A 13031-nucleotide genomic window follows, 5' to 3' on the forward strand; every position below is an offset into this window, starting at 1 on the left:
CTCGCGCTGCGCTGTCTTCAGATGTGGACTGTTCCTCGCGCGTGGCCCCCCGGCGAGCGGGGCGACACGCCCGGGACGTCAGCCCTGACGCTGCTTGTGGCGCGGGTCGGAGCAGATGACCATGACCCGGCCGTGGCGCCGGATCACCCGGCACTTGTTGCAGATCTTCTTGACGCTCGGCTTGACCTTCACTGGGTCTCCTATTGCCAGGGTCACCCCCGCGCCGCCACACGCGGGAGAGGCAACCTCAGTGGGACTGGTTCACTTGTAGCGGTAGACGATCCGACCGCGCGTGAGGTCGTAGGGGCTCAGCTCCACGACGACGCGGTCGTCCGGCAGGATCCGGATGTAGTGCATCCGCATCTTGCCGCTGATGTGGGCGAGCACCTTGTGCCCGTTGTCCAGCTCCACTCGGAACATGGCGTTCGGGAGGGACTCGACGACGGTGCCCTCGATCTCGATGGCCCCTTCTTTCTTGGGCATGTCCTCCGCGCTTTGCTGATCGGTTCATCGGATAAGGCCCGGCGTCGCCGCGCGACGCACGACCGCGGCCCGTCGCCAGGGCGCCAGGGGCACTGAGGCATGGGTGAAAGGCGGCCGGATGGTGGACCGACAAAGGAGTCTACGGCACTGGGGCCGTGAATGCGAAACGAGCGCGCGTTTGGGGCCCCGACACTGCTCCCGCACAAGCATATCGCCGCCCGCGCGTTGTACCTTTCCATGAGGGATCCTTGAGGGAGGCGTCCGTTGATGGGGGCTGGTGGGCGGGGTTCGAAGGAGCGTCGGTCGTGACAGCAGGCGCGCGGAGCACAGAGAGGGGCTCGGCATGCCGGGCTATGACTTCGCGCTGGTCCTGAGCCGTCCCCTCTACGAGGAGGAGCTGGACCCGCTGTTCGACCGGACCCGCGGGCTGGTCACCGTGTCCATCATCACCGAGCCGCAGCACGCCGACCGGCCCGGCAACGCGCAGTGCACCTGGCAGGGCCCCACGCTGGCCGCCGCGATCATGGAGGTGGTGGCGCACGTGGAGGAGGCCGCCCCGGGCGCGCGGGTGCAGCGGGTCGAGGCCGACCCCCTGCTGACCATCCGCGACATCGCCGAACGGGTCGGCCGCTCCCCCGACTCGGTGCGCCTGTCGATCACCGGCGCGCGCGGCCCCGGCGGATTCCCCGCCGCGGAGATGTCCTCGGCCGGCCACCGGCTGTGGCGCTGGTCGAAGGTGGCCGCCTGGTACGGCGTGGACGACCCGCAGCTGCGCGAGGCCCGGCCGACCGCCCAGGCCATCAACGGCTGGCTGGCCCTGCGCGACATCGTGCCCGACGTGGCCCCCGCCCCCGAGGACGTCACCTCCGCGCTTTCGGCCGTGATCGCCCAGGTCGCTTGAAGAGCGCCACCGCCCGACCGCCCGCGTCCCTGACGCACGTCCCGCGCCCGTCCGCAGGCCGACCGCCGCCCGCCCGGTGCACGCCGGACGTTCGCCCAGGCCGTCGCCGGACGTCCGGCGCCAACCCGGCAGGACGGCCACGCGGCGGTCACGCGGTGGGATGACTCACGTCTCCCGGAGGCGAGTCGACAGGGCGGCCGAGCGGCAGCCAAGATCAACACAGGGCCGGCACGGGAGACGGACGCCGCAGGGCCGTCCGGGCGCTTCGTGGTATGCCGGAAGGAGGGGGAGATCCATGGCGATCATCGCGCAGCTCAGCGACATCCACCTGGCGGCGGGCCGGGACGGCGTGGTCGACGACGCCTCGGGCCCGGTGCGGGCGCTGCGGACGGCGGTGTCGAGCCTGCTGTCGCTGCCCGCACGGCCCGACGCCGTGGTGCTGACCGGCGACCTGGCCGACGGCGGGCGGCCCGCCGAGTACGAACGGCTGCACGCGCTGCTGTCGCCCCTGCCGATGGCCGTCTACCCGCTGCCCGGCAACCACGACGACCGCGACGCCCTGCGCGCGGCGTTCCGCGACCATCCCGCCGTCGCCGCCACCGGAGGGGAGCCCCAGGCCCCCGTCCAGTACGCCGTGGACGTGGCCGGCACGCGCCTGGTGTGCTGCGACACCAGCGTCCCGGGCAAGTCGCACGGGTCCATGGACGAAGGGCGCCTGGCCTGGCTGGACCGCACCCTGGCCGAGATGCCGGACACCCCCACGATCGTGGCCACGCACCACCCGCCGTACCCGATCGGCATCCGCTTCGTCGACGACATGCGCTTCACCGACGCGGCCGCGTTCGCCGACATCATCGCCCGGCACCGGCAGGTCGTGCGCGTCGTCAGCGGGCACGTGCACCGAGGGACCGTCGGGTCGCTGGCCGGGACGGTGGGCACCACCTGCCCCAGCACCTACCGGCAGCTGTTCCTGGACATGACCCGTCCGGGACGCGCCGCGCTCACCGGGGAACCCGCCGGATTCGCCGTGCACCTGGTCGCCGACGGAACGGCCACCACGCACTTTGTGCCGACCGGCAACTACCGGCCGCTCATGCAGGTGGAATGACCTCGGGAGGGATGAAACTCGGGGGCGGTGAACTCGGGCGTCGGGTTCAGCGCCGCCGCGTCCCCAGCACCGTACCGATGAGCAGCACCGCGCCCCACGGCCCCGCCACCCAGATCCACCACGGGTAGACCATGGTGCCGGTGACCGCCAGGATCAGCCAGATCCCCAGGTTGACCGCGCTGACGGCGGCCCACGTCGCCCACACCTCCCGGCCGCGCCGCTCCAGGACGCCCCGGCCGCGCACGGGCTCCACGGTGGCGCGCTGCGACGCGGGGACGGGCAGCTCGTACAGGTCCTCCTCGGGCAGGTCCGCGGTGACGTCCTGCAGCTGCCCCAGCGTCCTGGACGCGTAGACGGTCTCCAGCCGCTCGTTCAGCTCGTCCACGGTGATGCGGCCCTGCGCGCAGTGCTCGCGCAGCAGCTCGGCCACCCTGTCGCGGTCGGCGTCGGAGGCACGGATGTCAGGGTTCGGCGGCATGCCAGCCCCTTCGCGGTTCTCAGGAGGAACTACTACCCGTCAACTTGGCAAGCCACTCCCGCCCCTCGTCAATGGCCGTCAGCACGCGCGGGCCCTGCGGCGTCACCGCGAAGGTGTGCTCGAAGTGCGCCGACACGCTGCCGTCGACGGTGACCACCGTCCAGCCGTCGGCCAGCTCCAGGGTGTCCTTGCCGCCGAGGTTGACCATCGGCTCGACCGCGAAGCACATGCCCGGCTCCAGCACCGGCCCGTACCCCGGGGCGCCGTGGTTGGCGATCAGCGGGTCCATGTGCATCTCGGTGCCGATGCCGTGCCCCCCGTACCCCTCGACGATGCCGTAGCGGCCCTGAGAGCGGATGTGAGACTCGATCGCGTGCGAGATGTCGGTCAGGTGCGCCCCGACCACTCCGGCCGCCAGACCGGCCCACAGGGACGCCTCGGTGACCTCCAGCAGCCGCCGCCGCTCGGCGGAGATCTCCCCCACCGGGACGGTCACCGCCGAGTCGCCGTGCCAGCCCTGCACGATCGCGCCGCAGTCGATGGAGATCACGTCGCCGTCCCGCAGCTCCTTGTCGGCCCGCGGGATGCCGTGCACGATCTCCTCGTTCACCGACGCGCAGATCGTCGCCGGGAAGCCGTGGTAGCCCTTGAACGACGGCACGCCGCCGTGGTCGCGGATGTGCGTCTCGGCCAGCACGTCCAAGTCCATCGTGGTGATGCCCGGCTTGACCGCCTCGCGCAGCAGCTCCAGGGTGCGGGCCACCAGCAGGCCCGCCTCCCGCATCAGCTCCACCTGCTCGGGCGTCTTGATCTGGATCGCGGGCCTACGCCGTCGGAACATGCCACTCCCTGTACCGCGCGCCGGGACCGCCCGCGCGCGGCCTGCCTACCTGTGGGGGGCGCCCGCCGGTGCCGGGCCGGGCCGCCGTCCCCGTCGACCGCCCTCGATCACATCGAGGCCGTGCGTCCAGCGTACGCGCGCGTCACCGCTGCGACGGACGCGCGCGTACGCCTGAACCGCGCGTAATGCCGGACCCGGAGGTCACCGCTCCAGCGGGCGCAGCGCCGCCAGCGCCCGGTGGGTCACCTCTTCGATCGGCCCGGTGGCGTCGATGCCGACCAGGATGCCCTCGTCGGCGTAGAACTGCACCAGCGGCGAGGTCTGCTGCTGGTAGACCTCCAGGCGGTGCCGGACGACCTCCTCGCGGTCGTCGTCGCGCTGGAACAGCTCGCCGCCGCAGTCGTCGCAGATGTCGTCCTGCTTGTCGTCGAAGTCGACGTGCCAGATGCGGCCGCAGCGCGAGCAGGTGCGCCGGCCCGACAGGCGGCGCACCACCTCGTCCTCGTCGACCACGAGTTCCAGGACGATGTCCAGGCGGGCGTCCCACTCGGCCAGGATCTTCTTGAGCGTCTCGGCCTGCGGGACGTTGCGCGGGAAGCCGTCCAGCAGGAACCCGTCCCGGGCGTCGTCCTGCGCCAGCCGGTCGCGCACCATGGCGATGGTGATCTCGTCCGGCACCAGGTCGCCGCGGTCCATGTACGCCTTGGCCTTACGGCCCAGCTCGGTGCCGTTGCTGACGTTCGCCCGGAAGATGTCACCTGTCGAGATCTTCGGGATGGACAGATGCGATGCGATGAACTGGGCCTGCGTCCCCTTACCCGCACCAGGGGGGCCCACCAGGACGATACGCACTACCGGAGGAAGCCCTCGTAGTTGCGCTGCTGGAGCTGACTTTCGATCTGCTTCACGGTATCCAGTCCCACGCCGACGACGATGAGGATGCTCGTGCCCCCGAACGGGAAGTCCTGGGTGGCGTTCAACAGCGAGAACGCCACCATCGGGATGAGGGCGACGAGCCCCAGGTACAACGCGCCGGGCGTGGTGATCCGGGTGAGCACGTAGTCGAGGTACTCGGCGGTCGGCCGGCCCGGACGAATACCTGGGATGAACCCACCATACTTCTTCATGTTGTCGGCCACTTCGGTGGGGTTGAAGGTGATGGCGACGTAGAAGTACGTGAAGAAGATGATGAAGGCGAAGAACACCGCCATGTGCCAGGGGTTGTCCTGCTGCAGGTAGGGCTGGACGTTCTGGAGCCACTTGGTGTTCGGCCACAGCTGCGTGGCCAGGACCGGCAGGTACAGCAGCGACGAGGCGAAGATGACCGGGATGATGCCGGCCTGGTTGACCTTCAGCGGGATGTAGGTGGACGTGCCGCCGTACATCCGCCGCCCGACCATCCGCTTGGCGTACTGCACCGGGATGCGGCGCTGGGCCTGCTCGACGAACACGACGCCCGCCATGATCGCCAGACCCACCAGGATCACCAGCGCGAACACGAAGATCCGGCGGTCCTCCGGCTGGCCCTGGTAGATCGCCCAGAACTGGGCCGGGAACACCGCGACCACCTGGGTGAAGATCAGGATGGACATGCCGTTGCCGACGCCGCGGTCGGTGATCAGCTCGCCCAGCCACATGATGACCGCGGTGCCCGCGGTCATGCAGATCACGATCGTGATGATCGTGGCGAGGTCGTTGTTGTAGAGGACGTCACCGCCCCCCGACACGCCCTGGAACAGCTGCCCGGTACTGGCCATGGCCACGATGCCGGTCGCCTGCAGGATCGCCAGCCCCACGGTCAGGTACCGGGTGTACTGGGTGATCTTCGTGGTGCCGGCCTGGCCCTCCTTCTTGAGGGCCTCCAGCTTGGGGATCACGACGGTCAGCAGCTGCAGGATGATGCTCGCGGTGATGTAGGGCATGATGCCCAACGCGAACACCGACAGCTTCAGCAGCGCGCCGCCGCTGAACAGGTCCACCAGCCCGTACAGCTGGTTGCTCTGCTTAGCCTGGTCGGCGGTCTCGCGCAGGACCTCGGTGTTCACGCCCGGGGACGGCAGCACCGACCCGATGCGGAAGACCACGATGATGAATAGCGTGAAGAGTATTTTCTTACGCAGGTCAGGCGTACGAAATGCCCGAGCGAACGCGGTCAGCACCATTCCTCCTGCGCGACTGGTGAATCCATGGCCGCCGAGGGGCCGGTTACAGGTCGTAGACGGCGGACGCCGAAAGATACCACCGCCGTCGCCCCGACTCTAACAGCACACGACACCGGGGCCGTGTCGCCGACCACATCGACCCGAAGGTCGCCCCTGTCCCGAAGGCCGGGGGTCCGCGGGGGTTGGTCCCCCCGCGGAATGCTCGGCCGCGTCGTCAACGGCCCCGGTGTCACTGTGCCGGTGTCCTTCTTACAGCGTCTCGGCGGACCCGCCGGCCGCCTCGATCTTCTCCTTGGCCGAAGCGGAGAAGGCGTGCGCCCGGACCTGGACGGCCACGGAGATGTCGCCCTCGCCCAGCACCTTGACCGGACGGCCGCGGCGCACCGCGCCCCGGGCCGCCAGGTCGTCGGCGGTCACCTCGCCGCCCTGCGGGTACAGCTCGGCCAGCTTGTCCAGGTTCACCACCTGGAACTCGACCCGGTTCGGGTTCTTGAAGCCCTTGAGCTTCGGCACCCGGCGGATCAGCGGCATCTGACCGCCCTCGAACCCGACGGGCACGGTGTCGCGGGCCTTGGTGCCCTTGGTGCCGCGACCGGCGGTCTTGCCCTTGGACGCCTCACCGCGGCCCTTGCGGGTCTTGCGGCGGTTGGCGCCGGGCGCCGGACGCAGGTCGTGCACCTTGAGCGGAGCGCCCTCGGTACCGGCCGAGTCCTTGCTCAGATCGGTCGCCATGGTCAGTCGACCTCCTCGACGGCGACCAGGTGGTTCACCGTCCGGATCATGCCGCGCAGCTGCCGCGAGTCCTCCCGGACCACGCTCTGCCCGATCTTCTTCAGACCGAGCGTGCGCAGCGTGTCACGCTGGTTCTGCTTCTCGCTGATCACCGACTTGACCTGGGTGATCTTCACCTGGGCCATTACGACGCCACCTCCGCACGCGGCTCGCTGCCGGCGGCGCGCGCCCGCAGCATGGCGGCCGGGGCCACGTCCTCGATCGGCAGGCCGCGCTTGGCCGCGATCTCCTCGGGCCGCTTGAGCTGCTTGAGCCCGGCGATCGTGGCGTGCACGATGTTGATCGCGTTGTCGCTGCCCAGCGACTTGCTCAGCACGTCGTGGATGCCGGCGCACTCCAGCACCGCGCGCACCGGGCCACCGGCGATCACACCGGTACCCGGGCTGGCCGGCCGCAGCAGGACCTCGCCCGCCGCGTCCCGCGCCTGCACCAGGTGCGGAATGGTGCCCTGGATGCGCGGCACCTTGAAGAAGTGCTTCTTGGCCTCCTCGACACCCTTGGCGATCGCCGCGGGCACCTCCTTGGCCTTGCCGTATCCGACGCCGACCGTGCCGTTGCCGTCACCGACGATCACCAGGGCGGTGAAGCTGAAGCGCCGGCCGCCCTTGACGACCTTGGCGACCCGGTTGATCGCCACGACCTTCTCGATGTACGACTGGCCCTTGTCGGCGCCACCGCGGCGGTCGTCGCGGCGGCCGTCGCGACGGTCGCCACCCTGACCGCCACCGCGCCTCTGCGCTGCCATCAGTGGTACCTCTTCTCGTCTTGCGGTTCGTGGGCCATGAGTCTCAGAACTCCAGCCCGCCCTCGCGCGCACCGTCCGCCAGGGCGGCGATGCGACCGTGGTACTTGTTGCCGCCACGGTCGAAGACCACGGCGGTGATCCCGGCCTGCTTGGCACGGGCGGCGACCAGCTCGCCCACCTTGCGGGCCTTGGCGCTCTTGTCGCCGGAGTCGGCGCGCAGGTCGGCCTCCATGGTGGACGCCGACACCAGGGTGTGCCCCCGGTCGTCGTCGATGACCTGCGCCCGGATGTGCAGGTTGGACCGGGTCACGACGAGGCGCGGCCGCGCGGCGGTGCCGACGACCTTCTTGCGGACCCGCAGGTGCCGGCGCCGCCGGGACTTCAGCCGCGCCGCGGTGTTCTTCCTGGCCAGGGTCTTGGTGCCCGCCATGATCACTTACCAGCCTTTCCGACCTTGCGGCGGATCTGCTCGCCCTCGTACCGCACGCCCTTGCCCTTGTACGGGTCGGGCTTGCGCAGCTTGCGAATGTTGGCGGCGACCTCGCCGACCTTCTGCTTGTCGATGCCCTCGACGACCAGCTGGGTCGGCTTCTCCACGCGGAAGGTGATGCCCTCCGGCGGAGCGACGTTGATCGGGTGGCTGTAGCCCAGGGAGAACTCCAGGTCCGTGCCCTTCTGCTGCACCCGGTAGCCCACGCCCTGGATGACCAGGGTCTTGCGGTAGCCCTCCGTCACGCCGACCACCATGTTGTTGATCAGCGTGCGGGTCAGGCCGTGCAGACCCCGGACGGTGTTGATGTCGTTCGGCCGGGTCACGGTGACCTTGCCGTCCTCCAGCTTCACCTCGATGGGCTCGGCGACGGTGTGCCGCAGCTCACCCTTGGGCCCCTTGACGGTGACCTCCCGGCCGTCGATCCTGACCTCGACGCCGCTGGGCACGGTGATGGGGAGACGTCCGATACGCGACATGTCGTTAAACCCCCCTCACCAGACGTAGGCGAGGACTTCGCCGCCCACGCCGCGCTTAGCCGCCTGCCGGTCCGTCATGAGGCCCGAGGACGTCGAGATGATCGCGACGCCCAGGCCGCCCAGGACCTTCGGCAGGTTGTCCTTCTTGGCGTACACCCGCAGACCCGGCTTGGACACCCGCTTGATGCCGGCGATCGAACGCTCCCGGGTCGGGCCGAACTTCAGCTCGATCACGAGCTTCTTGCCGACCTCGGCGTCCTCCACCTGCCAGCCGGAGATGTAGCCCTCCTGCTGCAGGATCTCGGCGATGTGCGCCTTGATCTTCGAGTACGGCATCGCCACGCTGTCGTGGTACGCCGAATTCGCGTTACGCAGACGCGTCAGCATGTCTGCGATCGGGTCGGTCATCGTCATGGCCTACTGGCCCTCCCTCGCCACGGTTTCCTCTGTTCGCCCGAACACGTGGACCTTTGGCGTGGTCGTGGACACCCGCGCTGCCGCGGGCGCCCGGTGGTTATTACGGGCTGGTGGTCGTCACCAGCTGGACTTGGTGATGCCGGGCAGCTCGCCCCGGTGCGCCATCTCCCGGAAGCACACCCGGCACAGGCCGAACTTCCGGTAGACCGAACGCGGACGTCCGCAGCGCGAGCACCGGGTGTACGAGCGCACCCCGAACTTGGGCCGACGGGCCGCCTTGGCGATCAGTGCCTTCTTCGCCATCCTCAGCTCTCCTTGAAGGGGAAGCCCAGGAGCTTGAGCAGCTCGCGGCCCTCCTCGTCGTTCGTGGCGGTGGTCACGATGGTGATGTCCATGCCCCGCTGCCGGTCGACCTTGTCGGGGTCGACCTCGTGGAACATGACCTGCTCGGTGAGCCCGAACGTGTAGTTGCCGTTGCCGTCGAACTGCTTGGGCGACAGTCCGCGGAAGTCGCGGATGCGCGGCAGCGCCAGCGTCAGCAGGCGGTCGAGGAACTCCCACATCCGGTCGCCGCGCAGCGTGCAGTGCGCGCCGATCGGCATGCCCTCGCGCAGCTTGAACTGCGCGATGGACTTGCGCGCCCGGTTCACCTTCGGCTTCTGCCCGGTGATCAGCGACAGGTCGCGGATCGCGCCCTCGATCACCTTGGCGTCACGCGCCGCCTCGCCCACGCCCATGTTGACCGTGATCTTGGTCAGCGTGGGGATCTGCATCACGTTCTCGTAGCCGAAGCGCTCGCGCATCGCCTGGGCGATCTCGTCCCGGTAGCGCTGCTTCAGCCGCGGCTTCGGCACGGGCCGCTCGGTAACGGTCTCGGTCATCGAAATCAGATCTCCTTACCGCTGCGGCGCGAGATCCGGACCTTCGTGCCGTCGTCGTTGATGCGGTACCCGACCCGGACCGGCTTGCCGTCCTCGACGAGCGCGACATTGCTGACGTGCAGCGGCGCCTCGACCGTCACACGGCCGGTCTCCTTGCCCGGACGCGCCTGGTCGGCCTTGACGTTCTTGGTGATGAGGTTGACGCCCTCGACGACGACGCGCTCTTCGCGCGGGAGGACGCGCAGGACCTTGCCGGTCGCGCCCTTGTCCTTGCCGGCGATGACGATGACCTCGTCGCCCTTCCTGATCTTCATCACAGCACCTCCGGCGCGAGCGAGATGATCCGCATGAACTTCTTCTCGCGCAGTTCGCGGCCCACCGGGCCGAAGATACGGGTGCCGCGGGGGTCGCCGCCGTCCCGGATGAGCACGGCCGCGTTCTCGTCGAAGCGGATGTAGGAGCCGTCCGGGCGCCGGCGCTCCTTGCGGGTGCGCACGACGACCGCCTTGACGACGTCGCCCTTCTTCACGCCCGCGCCGGGAAGGGCGTCCTTCACCGTCGCGACGATGACGTCGCCGACTCCCGCGTAGCGCCGACCCGAGCCGCCGAGCACGCGGATGCACAGGATCTCCTTGGCACCCGTGTTGTCGGCGACCTTGAGTCGCGACTCCTGCTGGATCACGTCAACTCCTGTTCGTCACACCGGTTCTCCTCCAGGACGAGCCCGGAGGAGCCTGGCGGAACCAATGGGTTTACCTGGCCTCGATCACTTGGCCTTTTCGAGGATCTCCACCACGCGCCAGCGCTTGGTCGCCGACAGCGGACGGGTCTCCATGAGGCGGACGCGGTCGCCGACGCCGCACGCGTTGGCCTCGTCGTGCGCCTTGTACTTCTTCGTGCGCCGGATCACCTTGTGGTACTTGGGGTGCTTGACGCGGTCCTCGACGGACACGACCACGGTCTTGTCCATCTTGTCGCTGACCACCAGGCCCTCCAGCACCTTGCGGGTGCCGCGCTGCGTCTGCTCAGTCGTGGTTTCAGTCATCGTCGCCCTTGCCCTCCGCGGACTCCGTCTCCTCGGTGACCGTGACGATGCCGAGCTCACGCTCCCGCATCACGGTGTAGATGCGGGCGATCTCACGCTTGACGGTGCGCAGCCGCCCGTGGCTCTCCAGCTGACCGGTCGCGGCCTGGAAGCGGAGGTTGAAGAGCTCCTCCTTGGCCTCCTTGAGCTTCTTGACCAGCTCATCCTGGGGCTCGGTACGCAGCTCGTCGGCGGTAAGACCCTTGGCCATCAGCCCTCACCGACCTCTCGCTTCACGATCTTGCACTTCATCGGCAGCTTGTGGATGGCGCGCTGCAGCGCCTCCCGGGCCACCTGCTCGTTCGGGTAGGAGATCTCGAACATCACCCGGCCCGGCTTGACGTTGGCCACCCACCACTCGACCGAGCCCTTACCGGAACCCATCCGGGTCTCGGCGGGCTTCTTGGTCAGCGGACGGTCCGGGAAGATGTTGATCCACACCTTGCCGCCACGCCGGATGTGCCGGGTCATGGCGATACGCGCGGCCTCGATCTGCCGGTTGGTGACGTACGACCCCTCGACGGCCTGGATGCCGTACTCGCCGAAGGTCACCTTGGTGCCGCCCTTGGCCACACCCCGACGCTTGGGGTGGTGCTGCTTGCGGTGCTTGACCTTCCGGGGGATCAGCATGGTCGATCAGCTCCCCTCACCGCTGGGAGCGGACTCGGCGGCCGGCGCCGACTGCTCCTGGCTCTGCTGCTGCTGCTTGGGCGCGCGCTCGCCGCCGCCCTGGCCCTGACCGCCGCCACGACCGCGGCCGCCGCGCCCGCGGCGCTCGCCGCGACGCTCCCGGCCGCCGCCGCCACCGGCGGCGCGCTGCTGGGCGGCCTGCTGCTCGCGCTCGGCGCGGGTCTGCGCGGCCTCACCCTTGTAGATCCACACCTTGACGCCGATGCGGCCGAACGTCGTCCGGGCCTCGTAGAACCCGTAGTCGATGTCGGCGCGCAGCGTGTGCAGCGGCACCTGGCCCTCGCGGTAGAACTCCGACCGCGACATCTCCGCGCCGCCGAGACGGCCGGAGCACTGCACCTTGATGCCCTTGGCGCCGGACTTCATCGCCGACTGGATCGCCTTGCGCATCGCGCGGCGGAACGCCACCCGGCTGGACAGCTGCTCGGCCACGCCCTGCGCGACCAGCTGCGCGTCCACCTCGGGGTTCTTGACCTCGAGGATGTTCAGCCGGACCTGCTTGCCGGTCAGCTTCTCCAGGTCGCCGCGCAGCCGCTCGGCCTCCGCGCCGCGGCGGCCGATGACGATGCCCGGCCGGGCGGTGTGGATGTTGACCTCGACGCGGTCACGGGTCCGCTCGATCTCCACCTTGGAGATGCCCGCCCGGTCCATGCCCTTGGAGAGCATGCGCCGGATCTGGACGTCCTCCTTGACGTAGTCCTTGTAGAGCTTGTCGGCGAACCACACGCTCTTGTGGTCGGTGGTGACGCCGAGCCGGAACCCGTGCGGGTTGATCTTCTGACCCACTACCGGGCCCTCCTCTGCTTCCTGCCGCCGCCCGCCGAAGCCTCGTCGCGCGACTCCAGCACCACGGTGATGTGGCTCGTGCGCTTGTTGATGCGGTAAGCCCGGCCCTGGGCGCGAGGCCGGAAGCGCTTCAGCGTCGGCCCCTCGTCCACCCACGCGCGGCTCACGACCAGCGTGTCGGTGTCGAGCTTGAAGTTGTGCTCGGCGTTGGCGATGGCGCTCGCCAGCACCTTGCCCACCGGCTCACTCGCAGCCTGGGGGGCGAACCGCAGCACCGCCTGAGCCTCCGTGGCCGGCAGGCCGCGGATGAGGTCCACCACGCGGCGGGCCTTCCTGGGCGTGACGCGGATGTACCGCGCCTGGGCCCTGGCTTCCATCGCTAGTTCCTCTCTCCGTTAACTGCCTGCGCTCAGCCGCGACGGCTGCGGCGGTCTTCCTTGACGTGGCTGCGGAACGTGCGCGTCGGCGCGAACTCGCCGAGCTTGTGCCCCACCATCGCCTCGGTGACGAACACCGGGACGTGCTTGCGGCCGTCGTGCACCGCGATCGTGTGCCCGATCATCTCGGGAATGATCATGGAGCGCCGCGACCACGTCTTGATGACGTTCTTGGTCCCCTTGTCGTTCTGCTGCTCCACCTTCTTCAGAAGGTGGTCGTCCACGAAGGGGCCCTTCTTAAGGCTACGTGGCATGAC

General features: G+C 69.4%; 24 protein-coding genes. 2 read left to right on the forward strand and 22 right to left on the reverse strand.

Annotated features, from left to right (window positions below; genetic code table 11):
* Nucleotides 1–78: 78 nt before the first annotated feature.
* Together rpmJ and infA are read right to left on the reverse strand one after the other, a co-directional pair.
* Nucleotides 79–192: a 50S ribosomal protein L36 gene (gene rpmJ / locus ABZ801_RS26165; protein ID WP_021596712.1), complete on the reverse strand. Its 114-nt coding sequence runs from the start codon at nt 190–192 to the stop codon at nt 79–81.
* A gap of 69 nt (nt 193–261) precedes the next feature.
* Entirely contained in the window at nt 262–483 is a 222-nt protein-coding gene (infA, locus tag ABZ801_RS26170) for a translation initiation factor IF-1 (RefSeq protein ID WP_067912209.1), read from the reverse strand.
* Nucleotides 484–826: 343 nt separating this feature from the next.
* Between infA and ABZ801_RS26175 the strand changes: the two genes are divergently transcribed.
* Nucleotides 827–1384 carry a hypothetical protein gene (locus ABZ801_RS26175; protein ID WP_344947602.1) on the forward strand — a complete coding sequence of 186 codons (558 nt, stop codon included), beginning with the start codon at nt 827–829 and terminating at the stop codon, nt 1382–1384.
* 295 nt (nt 1385–1679) lie between these two features.
* The gene (locus ABZ801_RS26180; protein ID WP_360702422.1) at nt 1680–2492 is read left to right on the forward strand and encodes a phosphodiesterase; all 813 of its coding nucleotides are present in this window, start codon (nt 1680–1682) and stop codon (nt 2490–2492) included.
* A 46-nt stretch (nt 2493–2538) separates the two neighbouring features.
* Here ABZ801_RS26180 and ABZ801_RS26185 read toward each other — a convergent pair whose 3' ends face one another.
* The 20 genes from ABZ801_RS26185 to rpsS all read right to left on the reverse strand — a co-directional run bounded on the left by ABZ801_RS26185 (nt 2539) and on the right by rpsS (nt 13028).
* Nucleotides 2539–2970 carry a DUF1707 domain-containing protein gene (locus ABZ801_RS26185; protein WP_360702425.1) on the reverse strand — a complete coding sequence of 144 codons (432 nt, stop codon included), beginning with the start codon at nt 2968–2970 and terminating at the stop codon, nt 2539–2541.
* 19 nt (nt 2971–2989) lie between these two features.
* Nucleotides 2990–3811 (reverse strand): type I methionyl aminopeptidase, encoded by an 822-nt coding sequence (map, locus tag ABZ801_RS26190; protein ID WP_360702428.1) that lies wholly within the window; start codon nt 3809–3811, stop codon nt 2990–2992.
* A 201-nt stretch (nt 3812–4012) separates the two neighbouring features.
* Nucleotides 4013–4663 (reverse strand): adenylate kinase, encoded by a 651-nt coding sequence (locus tag ABZ801_RS26195; protein WP_344947590.1) that lies wholly within the window; start codon nt 4661–4663, stop codon nt 4013–4015.
* On the reverse strand, nt 4663–5970 hold the full coding sequence (gene secY / locus ABZ801_RS26200; protein ID WP_344948028.1) for a preprotein translocase subunit SecY: 1308 nt from the start codon (nt 5968–5970) through the stop codon (nt 4663–4665). The genes ABZ801_RS26195 and secY overlap by 1 nt, the downstream gene beginning before the upstream one ends.
* Before the next feature lie 252 nt (nt 5971–6222).
* Nucleotides 6223–6705: a 50S ribosomal protein L15 gene (rplO, locus tag ABZ801_RS26205; protein WP_344947587.1), complete on the reverse strand. Its 483-nt coding sequence runs from the start codon at nt 6703–6705 to the stop codon at nt 6223–6225.
* 2 nt (nt 6706–6707) lie between these two features.
* Entirely contained in the window at nt 6708–6890 is a 183-nt protein-coding gene (rpmD, locus tag ABZ801_RS26210) for a 50S ribosomal protein L30 (RefSeq protein ID WP_344947584.1), read from the reverse strand.
* Nucleotides 6890–7513, reverse strand: coding sequence for a 30S ribosomal protein S5 (rpsE, locus tag ABZ801_RS26215; protein ID WP_344948025.1), 624 nt, complete (start codon nt 7511–7513; stop codon nt 6890–6892). Before rpsE ends, rpmD begins: the two co-directional genes overlap by 1 nt.
* 40 nt (nt 7514–7553) lie before the next feature.
* On the reverse strand, nt 7554–7940 hold the full coding sequence (gene rplR, locus ABZ801_RS26220) for a 50S ribosomal protein L18 (protein ID WP_344947581.1): 387 nt from the start codon (nt 7938–7940) through the stop codon (nt 7554–7556).
* Between the two features lie 2 nt (nt 7941–7942).
* Entirely contained in the window at nt 7943–8479 is a 537-nt protein-coding gene (gene rplF, locus ABZ801_RS26225; RefSeq protein WP_344947578.1) for a 50S ribosomal protein L6, read from the reverse strand.
* Between the two features lie 15 nt (nt 8480–8494).
* Nucleotides 8495–8893 (reverse strand): 30S ribosomal protein S8, encoded by a 399-nt coding sequence (gene rpsH / locus ABZ801_RS26230; RefSeq protein WP_344947575.1) that lies wholly within the window; start codon nt 8891–8893, stop codon nt 8495–8497.
* 120 nt (nt 8894–9013) lie between these two features.
* Nucleotides 9014–9199, reverse strand: a complete 186-nt coding sequence (locus ABZ801_RS26235; RefSeq protein WP_344947572.1) for a type Z 30S ribosomal protein S14 — start codon at nt 9197–9199, stop codon at nt 9014–9016.
* 2 nt (nt 9200–9201) lie between these two features.
* Nucleotides 9202–9777, reverse strand: a complete 576-nt coding sequence (rplE, locus tag ABZ801_RS26240) for a 50S ribosomal protein L5 (protein WP_344947569.1) — start codon at nt 9775–9777, stop codon at nt 9202–9204.
* 5 nt (nt 9778–9782) lie between these two features.
* Nucleotides 9783–10091 carry a 50S ribosomal protein L24 gene (gene rplX, locus ABZ801_RS26245; RefSeq protein WP_344947566.1) on the reverse strand — a complete coding sequence of 103 codons (309 nt, stop codon included), beginning with the start codon at nt 10089–10091 and terminating at the stop codon, nt 9783–9785.
* Nucleotides 10091–10459, reverse strand: coding sequence for a 50S ribosomal protein L14 (gene rplN / locus ABZ801_RS26250; protein ID WP_067912161.1), 369 nt, complete (start codon nt 10457–10459; stop codon nt 10091–10093). The genes rplX and rplN overlap by 1 nt, the downstream gene beginning before the upstream one ends.
* 84 nt (nt 10460–10543) lie before the next feature.
* A complete protein-coding gene (gene rpsQ, locus ABZ801_RS26255; protein ID WP_344947562.1) occupies nt 10544–10822 on the reverse strand; it encodes a 30S ribosomal protein S17 in 279 nt (92 codons plus the stop codon).
* Entirely contained in the window at nt 10815–11072 is a 258-nt protein-coding gene (gene rpmC, locus ABZ801_RS26260) for a 50S ribosomal protein L29 (RefSeq protein ID WP_344947559.1), read from the reverse strand. Before rpmC ends, rpsQ begins: the two co-directional genes overlap by 8 nt.
* Nucleotides 11072–11491, reverse strand: coding sequence for a 50S ribosomal protein L16 (rplP, locus tag ABZ801_RS26265; RefSeq protein ID WP_344947556.1), 420 nt, complete (start codon nt 11489–11491; stop codon nt 11072–11074). Before rplP ends, rpmC begins: the two co-directional genes overlap by 1 nt.
* Nucleotides 11492–11497: 6 nt before the next feature.
* Nucleotides 11498–12337: a 30S ribosomal protein S3 gene (gene rpsC / locus ABZ801_RS26270; RefSeq protein ID WP_344947553.1), complete on the reverse strand. Its 840-nt coding sequence runs from the start codon at nt 12335–12337 to the stop codon at nt 11498–11500.
* Complete coding sequence (rplV, locus tag ABZ801_RS26275; protein ID WP_344947550.1) at nt 12337–12714, reverse strand: 50S ribosomal protein L22; 378 nt, start codon at nt 12712–12714, stop codon at nt 12337–12339. The genes rpsC and rplV overlap by 1 nt, the downstream gene beginning before the upstream one ends.
* A gap of 32 nt (nt 12715–12746) precedes the next feature.
* Nucleotides 12747–13028, reverse strand: a complete 282-nt coding sequence (gene rpsS / locus ABZ801_RS26280) for a 30S ribosomal protein S19 (RefSeq protein WP_344947547.1) — start codon at nt 13026–13028, stop codon at nt 12747–12749.
* Nucleotides 13029–13031: the final 3 nt, after the last annotated feature.

The organism is Actinomadura sp. NPDC047616 (assembly GCF_040642915.1).
In the GTDB taxonomy this organism is placed as follows: domain Bacteria; phylum Actinomycetota; class Actinomycetes; order Streptosporangiales; family Streptosporangiaceae; genus Spirillospora; species Spirillospora miaoliensis.

What these genes read in the sequence shown, in the direction of transcription:
- infA (WP_067912209.1), bottom strand. Translation starts at nt 483, where the DNA reads ATGCCCAAGAAAGAAGGGGCCATCGAGATCGAGGGCACCGTCGTCGAG.
- ABZ801_RS26175 (WP_344947602.1), top strand. Translation starts at nt 827, where the DNA reads ATGCCGGGCTATGACTTCGCGCTGGTCCTGAGCCGTCCCCTCTACGAG.
- ABZ801_RS26180 (WP_360702422.1), top strand. Translation starts at nt 1,680, where the DNA reads ATGGCGATCATCGCGCAGCTCAGCGACATCCACCTGGCGGCGGGCCGG.
- ABZ801_RS26185 (WP_360702425.1), bottom strand. Translation starts at nt 2,970, where the DNA reads ATGCCGCCGAACCCTGACATCCGTGCCTCCGACGCCGACCGCGACAGG.
- map (WP_360702428.1), bottom strand. Translation starts at nt 3,811, where the DNA reads ATGTTCCGACGGCGTAGGCCCGCGATCCAGATCAAGACGCCCGAGCAG.
- rplO (WP_344947587.1), bottom strand. Translation starts at nt 6,705, where the DNA reads ATGGCGACCGATCTGAGCAAGGACTCGGCCGGTACCGAGGGCGCTCCG.
- rpmD (WP_344947584.1), bottom strand. Translation starts at nt 6,890, where the DNA reads ATGGCCCAGGTGAAGATCACCCAGGTCAAGTCGGTGATCAGCGAGAAG.
- rplR (WP_344947581.1), bottom strand. Translation starts at nt 7,940, where the DNA reads ATGGCGGGCACCAAGACCCTGGCCAGGAAGAACACCGCGGCGCGGCTG.
- rplF (WP_344947578.1), bottom strand. Translation starts at nt 8,479, where the DNA reads ATGTCGCGTATCGGACGTCTCCCCATCACCGTGCCCAGCGGCGTCGAG.
- rpsH (WP_344947575.1), bottom strand. Translation starts at nt 8,893, where the DNA reads ATGACGATGACCGACCCGATCGCAGACATGCTGACGCGTCTGCGTAAC.
- ABZ801_RS26235 (WP_344947572.1), bottom strand. Translation starts at nt 9,199, where the DNA reads ATGGCGAAGAAGGCACTGATCGCCAAGGCGGCCCGTCGGCCCAAGTTC.
- rplE (WP_344947569.1), bottom strand. Translation starts at nt 9,777, where the DNA reads ATGACCGAGACCGTTACCGAGCGGCCCGTGCCGAAGCCGCGGCTGAAG.
- rplX (WP_344947566.1), bottom strand. Translation starts at nt 10,091, where the DNA reads ATGAAGATCAGGAAGGGCGACGAGGTCATCGTCATCGCCGGCAAGGAC.
- rpsQ (WP_344947562.1), bottom strand. Translation starts at nt 10,822, where the DNA reads ATGACTGAAACCACGACTGAGCAGACGCAGCGCGGCACCCGCAAGGTG.
- rpmC (WP_344947559.1), bottom strand. Translation starts at nt 11,072, where the DNA reads ATGGCCAAGGGTCTTACCGCCGACGAGCTGCGTACCGAGCCCCAGGAT.
- rplP (WP_344947556.1), bottom strand. Translation starts at nt 11,491, where the DNA reads ATGCTGATCCCCCGGAAGGTCAAGCACCGCAAGCAGCACCACCCCAAG.
- rplV (WP_344947550.1), bottom strand. Translation starts at nt 12,714, where the DNA reads ATGGAAGCCAGGGCCCAGGCGCGGTACATCCGCGTCACGCCCAGGAAG.
- rpsS (WP_344947547.1), bottom strand. Translation starts at nt 13,028, where the DNA reads ATGCCACGTAGCCTTAAGAAGGGCCCCTTCGTGGACGACCACCTTCTG.